9 protein-coding genes and 1 rRNA gene are annotated in these 9,397 nt (G+C 52.3%); all 10 read left to right on the top strand.

Annotation, left to right across the window (positions count from 1 at the left end):
* On the top strand, positions 1 to 277 hold a 277-nt coding region (locus ETC05_RS15065; RefSeq protein ID WP_216366511.1), incomplete at its 5' end, for a hypothetical protein.
* Positions 278 to 356: 79 nt separating this feature from the next.
* A 5S ribosomal RNA gene (gene rrf, locus ETC05_RS15060) occupies positions 357 to 473 on the top strand.
* A gap of 264 nt (positions 474 to 737) precedes the next feature.
* Positions 738 to 1,199, top strand: a complete 462-nt coding sequence (locus tag ETC05_RS15055; RefSeq protein ID WP_031406260.1) for a CtsR family transcriptional regulator — start codon at positions 738 to 740, stop codon at positions 1,197 to 1,199.
* Between the two features lie 16 nt (positions 1,200 to 1,215).
* A complete protein-coding gene (gene mcsA / locus ETC05_RS15050; protein WP_031406258.1) occupies positions 1,216 to 1,764 on the top strand; it encodes a protein-arginine kinase activator protein McsA in 549 nt (182 codons plus the stop codon).
* Between the two features lie 4 nt (positions 1,765 to 1,768).
* On the top strand, positions 1,769 to 2,860 hold the full coding sequence (gene mcsB, locus ETC05_RS15045; protein ID WP_031406256.1) for a protein-arginine kinase McsB: 1,092 nt from the start codon (positions 1,769 to 1,771) through the stop codon (positions 2,858 to 2,860).
* Positions 2,857 to 5,289, top strand: a complete 2,433-nt coding sequence (gene clpC / locus ETC05_RS15040; protein ID WP_031406254.1) for an ATP-dependent protease ATP-binding subunit ClpC — start codon at positions 2,857 to 2,859, stop codon at positions 5,287 to 5,289. The genes mcsB and clpC overlap by 4 nt, the downstream gene beginning before the upstream one ends.
* Before the next feature lie 81 nt (positions 5,290 to 5,370).
* On the top strand, positions 5,371 to 6,744 hold the full coding sequence (gene radA / locus ETC05_RS15035; RefSeq protein WP_031406251.1) for a DNA repair protein RadA: 1,374 nt from the start codon (positions 5,371 to 5,373) through the stop codon (positions 6,742 to 6,744).
* Between the two features lie 298 nt (positions 6,745 to 7,042).
* On the top strand, positions 7,043 to 8,137 hold the full coding sequence (locus ETC05_RS15030) for a PIN/TRAM domain-containing protein (protein ID WP_031406249.1): 1,095 nt from the start codon (positions 7,043 to 7,045) through the stop codon (positions 8,135 to 8,137).
* Between the two features lie 20 nt (positions 8,138 to 8,157).
* Positions 8,158 to 8,844 (top strand): 2-C-methyl-D-erythritol 4-phosphate cytidylyltransferase, encoded by a 687-nt coding sequence (ispD, locus tag ETC05_RS15025; RefSeq protein ID WP_031406247.1) that lies wholly within the window; start codon positions 8,158 to 8,160, stop codon positions 8,842 to 8,844.
* A gap of 14 nt (positions 8,845 to 8,858) precedes the next feature.
* On the top strand, positions 8,859 to 9,335 hold the full coding sequence (gene ispF / locus ETC05_RS15020; RefSeq protein ID WP_031406245.1) for a 2-C-methyl-D-erythritol 2,4-cyclodiphosphate synthase: 477 nt from the start codon (positions 8,859 to 8,861) through the stop codon (positions 9,333 to 9,335).
* Positions 9,336 to 9,397: the final 62 nt, after the last annotated feature.

The following is a 9,397-nucleotide window of genomic DNA, read 5'->3' as shown; positions in this document are numbered from 1 at the left end:
GGACAATAGAAAAGCGCAGGCGAGCGGTTCGCCGCGACGGGCAAATGTTCTTCGCCCGCAGGGGTGCTTGCACCCCGAGGGAGAAGGTTATTTGACCCCGAGCGGCGGCGAGCCGGAGCTAGACAGTACGAAAAGCGGAGGCCGCCCGCTTATCGGCGAAACGCGCTGGAGGGCCTGCGAGGAGGCTGTCGCCGCCGCAGCAGGACCGAAGCGTCGCGAGCCGATGGCGGCCGGAGCTAGACAGTACGAAGCGCGGCTTCTTCCGACGGTTATCTAGTTTTGAGGGAATGAACTATTTCGATTGACAAATCCAACAGGATGGATATAATAATGACTGTCCAAGATGATCATCATTGCCTAGTGGCTATGGCGGAGGGGAAACACCCGTTCCCATCCCGAACACGGAAGTTAAGCCCTCCAGCGCCGATGGTAGTTGGGGCCAGCGCCCCTGCAAGAGTAGGTCGCTGCTAGGCAAAATGGAACGCACGTCTTTTCTTTCCTTTAGGGAAAAGGCGTGCTTTTTCATTTATTCGGCTGCTTGACGTTTGTTTGCCCAAAAAAGCGGATATTCTATAGTTAGTTTTCCTTCTTTGGTCACCCTTGAAATTTTCCGTAATACATTGTATAGTAAGATTAAGGTCAAATATAGTCAAAGTCAATAAAGGGGCAGTGGGGTGTCCTTGTCAGCGGACGGCCCATCGCCAGGCAGCTTGGTTGTAAGGAAGGTGGTAGGTAGAGTGCCGAACATTTCCGACATCATTGAGCAATATTTAAAGCAAGTGCTTAATATGAGCGACCAAGATATCGTCGAAATTAAGCGAAGCGAAATCGCCAATAAATTCCAATGTGTTCCGTCACAGATCAACTATGTCATCAATACGAGGTTTACCCTTGAAAGAGGGTACATCGTCGAAAGCAAGCGCGGTGGCGGCGGGTATATCCGTATTATGAAAGTAAAGACAAAGAGTGAAGCACAGCTTATTGACCAGTTGCTCGATCTTGTCGGCCACCGCATCAGCCAATCGAATGCCGAAAATGTGGTAAAACGTCTCGTTGAAGAAAAGGTAATTTCGGAGCGGGAAGCGAAAATTATGTTAAGCGCTATGGATCGTTCTGTTTTATATATTGATTTACCGAAACGGGATGAACTGCGAGCCCGCATGTTAAAAGCGATGTTGACATCGCTGAAATACAAATAGGGGGGAGGAAGAGGCATTGATTTGCCAAGAATGCAAGCAGCGGCCGGCCACGATGCATTTTACCAAAATCATCAATGGGGAGAAAACGGAATTTCACCTTTGTGAGCAATGTGCCAGAGAGCATGGCCATATGTTTACGTTCTACGGCAATGATGATTTTTCACTTAACAACTTGTTGGCAGGGCTTCTCAACTTTCAAGCGCCAATGAAAGAGATGACGGCGAACGCGTTTCCGAACCCAGATGTACTTCAATGCGAGACGTGCCAAATGACATATCATCAATTCACACAAATCGGGCGGTTCGGCTGCGTCGACTGCTACCGGACGTTTGCACGCTACTTGCCGCCGATTTTGAAACGGCTCCATAGCGGCAATACCGCTCATTCAGGAAAAATTCCAAAGCGAAAAGGCGGCGTTCTCCATTTGCGCAAGCAGCTTGCTATGTTGAAACAAAAACTTCAGGAGCTCGTCGCTCGTGAGGAGTTCGAGCGGGCAGCTGAGGTGCGCGACCAAATCCGTTCGTTGGAGGATGAACTTCGTCGACGCGGAGAGGGGGATATGTAGCGGTATGTCGTTCGAGAAGTTTTTCAATACGGCTGTCAGCGCGTGGATGAGCCAAGAGGGGCCGGATTCGGACATCGTCTTAAGCAGTCGCATCCGGTTGGCGCGCAACATTGTTGACTTTCGTTTTCCAACGTTGTTTAGCAGTGAAGAAGCGATGCAAATCATCACGTTGTTTGAACGGACGTTTGCCCATCGTTCTTACGGAGGGGCAGGCCGTTTCGAGTTGTTGAAAATGTCGGAGCTTCAGCCGATTGAAAAACGGGTATTGGTAGAAAAACACTTAATTAGCCCGCATTTGGCTGAGGATTCGCCGTTTGGCGCCTGCCTGCTCTCGGAGAACGAGGAAATCAGCATTATGATTAACGAAGAAGACCATATTCGCATCCAATGCCTGTTCCCAGGTCTGCAGCTTGCTGAGGCGCTCGAGGCGGCGAGCGAATTGGACGATTGGATTGAAGGGTATGTCAACTATGCCTTTGACGAGCGGCTTGGTTATTTAACGAGTTGCCCCACCAATGTCGGGACAGGATTGCGGGCTTCGGTGATGATGCATCTTCCGGCGCTTGTGCTGACGCAGCAAATTAACCGCATTATTCCTGCCATCAACCAGCTTGGGCTCGTTGTCCGCGGAACATACGGAGAAGGGAGTGAAGCGTTAGGAAATATATTCCAAATTTCCAACCAGATCACGCTTGGGAAATCGGAGGAAGACATTGTTGCTGATTTGCATACGATCGTCCAGCAACTGATCGCCCAAGAAAGAGCGGCTCGTCAGGCATTAGTGAAAACTTTGGGCATACAATTAGAAGACAAGGTGTTCCGTTCGTACGGCATACTGGCCAACTGCCGCGTCATCGAATCGAAAGAAGCGGCGCAATGTCTGTCCGATGTTCGCTTAGGGATTGATCTAGGATATATCAAGAACATCTCGCGCAACATTTTAAATGAGCTGATGATTTTGACGCAGCCAGGATTTTTGCAGCAATATGCCGGCGGAGCGCTTCGTCCTGAAGAACGGGACGTCCGCCGCGCGGCGCTGATCCGGGAGCGTTTAAAGATGGAGGAACGAAGAAAGATGGAGGGTGATGAACGATGATGTTTGGCAGATTTACGGAACGAGCGCAAAAAGTGCTGGCGCTGGCGCAGGAAGAAGCCATTCGCCTCGGTCATAACAATATCGGCACAGAACATATTTTGCTCGGCCTCATCCGCGAAGGCGAAGGGATCGCTGCTAAGGCGCTCATGGCACTTGGGCTCGGCCCTGATAAAATCCAAAAAGAAGTTGAATCGCTCATCGGCCGTGGCAGTGAAGTGTCGCATACGATCCACTATACGCCGCGGGCGAAAAAAGTGATTGAGCTGTCGATGGATGAAGCGCGGAAGCTCGGCCATTCATACGTTGGCACAGAACATATTTTGCTTGGGTTGATCCGCGAGGGCGAAGGGGTGGCCGCCCGCGTGCTGAACAACTTGGGAGTAAGCTTGAACAAAGCGCGCCAACAAGTGTTGCAGCTGCTTGGCAGCAATGAGTCGATGTCAGGTCATGGCGGCGGCGCCTCGCATGTGAGCACGCCGACGCTTGACAGCCTTGCCCGCGACTTGACAGCGATTGCCCGCGAAGGGCGGCTGGATCCGGTCATCGGTCGCAGCAAAGAAATTCAGCGCGTCATTGAAGTGTTAAGCCGGCGGACGAAAAACAATCCGGTGTTGATTGGCGAGCCAGGTGTTGGGAAAACGGCCATTGCTGAAGGGTTAGCCCAACAAATTGTCAATAACGAAGTGCCAGAAACGCTGCGCGACAAGCGGGTCATGACGCTCGATATGGGGACGGTTGTCGCCGGAACGAAATATCGGGGGGAATTTGAAGACCGACTGAAAAAAGTGATGGATGAAATTCGCCAAGCGGGCAACATTATCTTGTTCATCGACGAACTGCATACATTGATTGGCGCCGGTGGGGCGGAAGGAGCGATCGACGCGTCGAACATTTTGAAACCGGCGTTGGCGCGCGGGGAGCTTCAATGCATCGGCGCGACAACGCTCGATGAGTACCGGAAATATATTGAAAAAGATGCCGCGCTTGAACGCCGCTTTCAGCCGATTTACGTTGAGGAACCGACAGTGGAAGAATCGATCCAAATTTTAAAAGGGCTGCGTGATCGGTATGAAGCGCATCACCGCGTTTCGATTTCCGACGAGGCGATTGTGCAAGCCGTCAAATTGTCTGACCGCTACATCACCGACCGTTTCTTGCCGGATAAGGCGATCGATTTGATCGACGAGGCTTGCTCGAAAGTGCGCCTTCGTTCGTTCACGGCACCGCCGAAATTGAAAGAACTTGAACAAAAGCTTGAGGAAGTGCGGAAAGAAAAAGATGCGGCGGTGCAAAGCCAAGAGTTTGAAAAGGCGGCGTCGCTGCGCGATATGGAGCAGCGGTTGCGCGAAGAACTAGAGGAAACGAAACGAGCATGGAAAGAAAAACAAGGCCAAGAAAATTTGGAAGTGACGGTCGAAGACATCGCCGCGGTCGTCTCGAGTTGGACCGGCATTCCAGTGTCGAAGCTCGCCGAAACGGAAACGGAGCGGCTGCTCAAGCTGGAAGAAATTTTGCATTCGCGTGTCGTCGGCCAAGATGAGGCGGTCAAAGCCGTCGCCAAAGCGGTGCGCCGCGCCCGTGCGGGACTGAAAGACCCGAAACGCCCGATCGGTTCGTTCATTTTCCTTGGTCCGACTGGCGTTGGGAAAACGGAGTTGGCACGCGCCTTGGCAGAAGCAATGTTTGGCGACGAAGACGCCCTTATTCGAATCGATATGTCTGAGTATATGGAAAAACACTCGACATCGCGGCTCATCGGGTCCCCGCCGGGGTATGTCGGTTATGAAGAAGGCGGCCAGCTGACGGAAAAAGTGCGCCGCAAGCCGTATTCGGTTGTCCTGTTGGATGAGATGGAAAAAGCGCATCCGGACGTGTTCAATATTTTGTTGCAAGTGTTGGAAGATGGGCGGCTGACTGACTCGAAAGGGCGGACGGTCGACTTCCGCAACACGATCATTATCATGACATCCAACGTCGGCGCCGATGCGTTGAAACGAAACAAGTACGTTGGCTTCAACATCCAAGACGGGAACCAGCAATACAAAGATATGAAAAGCAAAGTGATGGATGAGCTGAAAAAAGCATTCCGTCCAGAGTTTTTAAACCGGATCGACGAAATCATCGTCTTCCATTCGCTCGAAAAAGACCATCTCAAACAAATCGTCCGGTTGATGGCTGATACGCTCGTGAAGCGGCTAAAGGAGCAAGACATTGATCTTGAACTGACGGAGGCCGCCATTGAAAAAATCGCCGCTGAAGGGTTCGATCCAGAATACGGTGCCCGCCCGTTGCGCCGCGCCCTGCAAAAGCATGTTGAAGATCGTTTATCCGAAGAATTGTTAAAAGGTACGATCGCCAAAGGGCAAAAAGTCGTCGTGGATGTCAAAGACGGGGAGTTTGTCGTATTGTCAAAACAGGCGGTCGTGTAACGTATAAGGGGAAAAGGTATGCGGCAGCTTCCTGCCCATGCCTTTTTTCGTTGGAAAATGTTACAGAAAGGGTTAGAATCGATGGCGAAGAAGAGAACGAAATTTGTTTGCCAAGAGTGCGGATACGAGTCGGCCAAATGGCTTGGACGATGTCCGGGATGCCAAACATGGAATTCGTTTGTTGAGGAAATTGAGCAGGAAAAACCGACTGTGCGCGGCGCATTTCTTCATTCGGAGCGGGGGGGTTCGGCCAAACCGGTCCCGATTACAACCGTGGAGGCGGCGCAAGAGCCGCGCATGAAAACGAACAGCGTGGAGCTCAATCGTGTGCTTGGCGGTGGAATCGTCAAAGGTTCGCTTGTTTTGATCGGCGGCGATCCTGGCATTGGCAAATCAACGTTGCTTTTGCAAACATCGGCGCAGCTCGCCGCCGCCGGGCATAAAGTGCTGTATGTCTCCGGCGAGGAGTCGGTCAAACAAGTAAAGCTGCGCGCTGAGCGCCTTCGCGCCGAGTGTGACCAACTGTATGTGTTGGCGGAAGCAGATTTGGAATATATTGTAACATCGGTTGAAACGATTCAGCCCGCCTGTGTGATCATCGATTCGATTCAGACAGTGTATCGCACCGACATCACCTCTGCGCCGGGCAGCGTCACCCAAGTGCGCGAATGCACGGCCGAGCTGATGAAGCTGGCGAAAACGAAAGGCATTGCCATTTTTATCGTCGGCCATGTGACGAAAGAAGGGGCGATCGCCGGGCCGCGTCTGCTCGAACATATGGTGGACACCGTTCTCTATTTTGAAGGGGAGCGGCATCATACGTATCGCATTTTGCGGGCGGTGAAAAACCGTTTTGGCTCAACGAACGAAATCGGCATTTTTGAGATGCGCGACATCGGGCTTAAGGAAGTGGAAAACCCATCAGAAGTGTTTTTAGAAGAACGGTCGCGCGGGGCGGCTGGCTCGACGGTCGTGGCGGCGATGGAAGGGACGCGTCCGGTGCTCGTCGAAATCCAGGCGCTCGTCTCGCCGACGAGCTTCGGCAACCCAAGGCGAATGGCGACCGGCCTTGATCATAACCGGGTATCGCTTTTGATGGCTGTGCTTGAAAAGCGAGTTGGTCTGCTGTTGCAAAACCAGGATGCTTACTTGAAAGTGGCGGGCGGCGTGAAGCTTGATGAACCGGCGATTGATTTGGCGGTCGCCGTGAGCATCGCCTCAAGCTTTCGCGACCGGCCGACGAATCCAACGGACGTCATTATCGGCGAAGTCGGCCTGACCGGAGAAGTGCGCCGCGTCTCCCGCATCGAACAGCGGGTGCAGGAGGCGGTAAAATTAGGCTTTTCCCGCATCATTGTGCCGAAAAATAATTTAGCCGGCTGGCAGCCGCCAAAAGGCGTTCATGTGATCGGCGTTTCGCATGTGGCCGAGGCGCTTGAGCATACAATGTGTTAATCGCTCTTTCGCCTGCGCGGCCCGCTTCTTCGCGCCCAAGGGGATAGAGTGATCAAAAATTCATCGTCTCTTCATTCCTTACATGCTCAAGCAGAGGCATAAAACAGCCTAAAAGGATTGAACCTTTTCGCTCTAATGTACGTAAAAAATAGTAGGGGATCCGAAACAACTCCGGCGTTTTCCGCCTATTGTTACAAGCAGATGTCGAATGTTCAAAAACGATGAAAAATTGCCTTCCAATTGGTTTCAAACATGGGAAACTGTTTATAATGTTAAATAGGGAGGTGAAGATGGGCTGATGGTCAAACGTATTGTGCAATTATTTTTCCTCGCCGTAGGCGGAACGTTAGGCGCCATGTTTTTGCCTGACTTGCTCAAGCTGATGAAAGTAAGCGGCATGCCGCTTCTTGATCATTCGTATACGCTGGCGGTATTGGGAGCGGTTGTTTTCTTTTTGCTGACGTTTTGGCTTGTTGATTATGTCGTCGACATGATTCGCTGGGTGGAGGAAACGCTGGTGAAGGCGCCGGCCGCCGACGTGCTATTTGGCAGTCTCGGGCTGATTTTCGGTCTTATTATCGCGTTTTTCGTTGTCATGCCGTTGCAATCGTTTCACATTCAAGTGTTGAATACGGTGTTGCCCATTTTTTTGACGGTGTTGCTTGGGTACTTAGGGTTTCGCGTCGGCTTAAAGAAACGGAATGAGTTGATGAACTTATTTTCCTTGTCCAACCGCATGGCGAAGAAAAAAGGTGGAGAAGCCGAAAACGAATCGTCAAAGGGCGGTGCCGTGAAAATTTTGGATACGAGTGTCATCATCGACGGGCGGATTGCAGACATTTGCCAAACTGGTTTTTTGGAAGGGCCTCTTGTCATCCCGCGGTTTGTGCTCGAAGAATTGCAGCATATCGCCGATTCGTCCGACGTGCTCAAGCGGAACCGCGGCCGCCGCGGCTTGGATATTTTGAACCGCATCCAAAAAGAAATGGCGATGAAAGTGGAAATCTATGAAGCGGATTTCAGCGACGTCCAGGAGGTCGACAGCAAACTCGTCAAGCTGGCAAAGCAGCTTCAAGGCGTTGTCGTGACGAACGATTTCAATTTAAACAAAGTATGTGAGCTGCAAAACGTGCGTGTTTTGAATATCAACGATTTGGCGAACGCCGTCAAACCGGTGGTGCTGCCGGGTGAAGAGCTGAATGTGCACGTCATTAAAGATGGGAAGGAGCATAACCAAGGCGTGGCCTATTTGGATGACGGGACGATGATCGTCGTTGAAGATGGCAAAGAATATATCGGCAAACGGGTTGACGTTTTAGTCACCAGCGTGTTACAAACATCTGCGGGGAGAATGATTTTCGCCAAGCTGAAACTGTTGCAAAAAGCGTTGTAGAAGAACAGGGGAAACGTCCGATGAAGTATGAAGCGATCGTATTGGCGGCCGGACAAGGAAAGCGGATGAACGCCGGCATGAACAAGCAGTTTCTTGAACTTGGCGGCGAACCGCTCATCGTTCGGACATTGAAAGTGTTTGACGGCGACGAGCGGTGCGCCGGCATTGTGCTCGTCGTCAACCCGGCCGAACGGCACCGGTTTGAGCAGCTGCTTGAACGCCATCGCATCCGCAAAGTCATGGCGTTTGCCAACGGCGGACGGGAGCGGCAGCATAGCGTCTATAACGGATTGCAGGCGCTCCAGGGGGAGGAGATTGTTCTCATCCATGACGGCGCCCGCCCGTTTGTCCGCGTTCATCATTTGCACGAGTTAGTGAACGCCGCCGTTCAGTACGGAGCGGCCATCCCGGCCGTGCGGGTGAAAGATACGATTAAAAAAGCGAACGGTTTGTTTGTCGAGCAGACGATTGATCGTTCCAGCTTGTGGGCGGTGCAAACGCCACAAGCTTTTCGTCTGTCTTTGATCATGGAAGCGCACGAAGCGGCGAAACAGGCCGGATATCTTGGTACGGACGATGCCAGCCTTGTGGAACGAATCGGCAAGCCGGTAAAGATCATTGAAGGGGATTATCGTAATATTAAGCTGACGACGCCCGAGGACCTTTTGGTTGCTGAGGCGATTTTAGCAAGCCGTACGGCTGAATAGATGGGGGTGGAGAAATGTTTCGCATTGGACAAGGGTTTGACGTCCATCAGCTTGTCGAAGGGCGTCCGCTGATCATTGGCGGCGTCACCATTCCGTATGAAAAAGGGTTGCTCGGCCACTCCGATGCCGACGTGCTGCTTCATGCGGTGGCGGACGCATGCCTTGGGGCGATCGGCGCCGGGGACATCGGCCGACATTTTCCGGACACGGACCCGCGCTTTAAAGATGCCGACTCGGCTGAGCTGTTGGCGCACGTATGGGCGCTTGTTCGGCAGGAAGGGTACGCGCTAGTGAACGCCGACTGCACGATCATCGCGCAAAAGCCGAAGATGGCGCCGTATATTGAAGAAATGAAGAGGGTGATCGCCCGGCTGCTCGAGGCCGATCACTCGCAAGTCAATGTGAAAGCGACGACGACGGAGAAGCTCGGATTCACTGGGCGGGGGGAAGGCATTGCCGCCCAAGCAGTCGTCTTGCTGCAAAAAAGCTGATGGAGCGGCCTTTGGCCACATCATTTAGGAGGTCTCGTTTCTCCATACATAAGCGCTTTGTT

The organism is Geobacillus sp. BMUD (assembly GCF_013096845.1).
GTDB lineage: Bacteria > Bacillota > Bacilli > Bacillales > Anoxybacillaceae > Geobacillus > Geobacillus vulcani.
Note: the sequence above shows the minus strand (reverse complement) of the source record. Positions and strands in the feature narration are given on the sequence as shown.

Bases quoted from the DNA above. Each gene is read 5' to 3' on its own strand.
- ETC05_RS15030 (WP_031406249.1), top strand. From the start codon at position 7,043: ATGGTCAAACGTATTGTGCAATTATTTTTCCTCGCCGTAGGCGGAACG.
- radA (WP_031406251.1), top strand. From the start codon at position 5,371: ATGGCGAAGAAGAGAACGAAATTTGTTTGCCAAGAGTGCGGATACGAG.
- mcsB (WP_031406256.1), top strand. From the start codon at position 1,769: ATGTCGTTCGAGAAGTTTTTCAATACGGCTGTCAGCGCGTGGATGAGC.
- ispF (WP_031406245.1), top strand. From the start codon at position 8,859: ATGTTTCGCATTGGACAAGGGTTTGACGTCCATCAGCTTGTCGAAGGG.
- clpC (WP_031406254.1), top strand. From the start codon at position 2,857: ATGATGTTTGGCAGATTTACGGAACGAGCGCAAAAAGTGCTGGCGCTG.
- ispD (WP_031406247.1), top strand. From the start codon at position 8,158: ATGAAGTATGAAGCGATCGTATTGGCGGCCGGACAAGGAAAGCGGATG.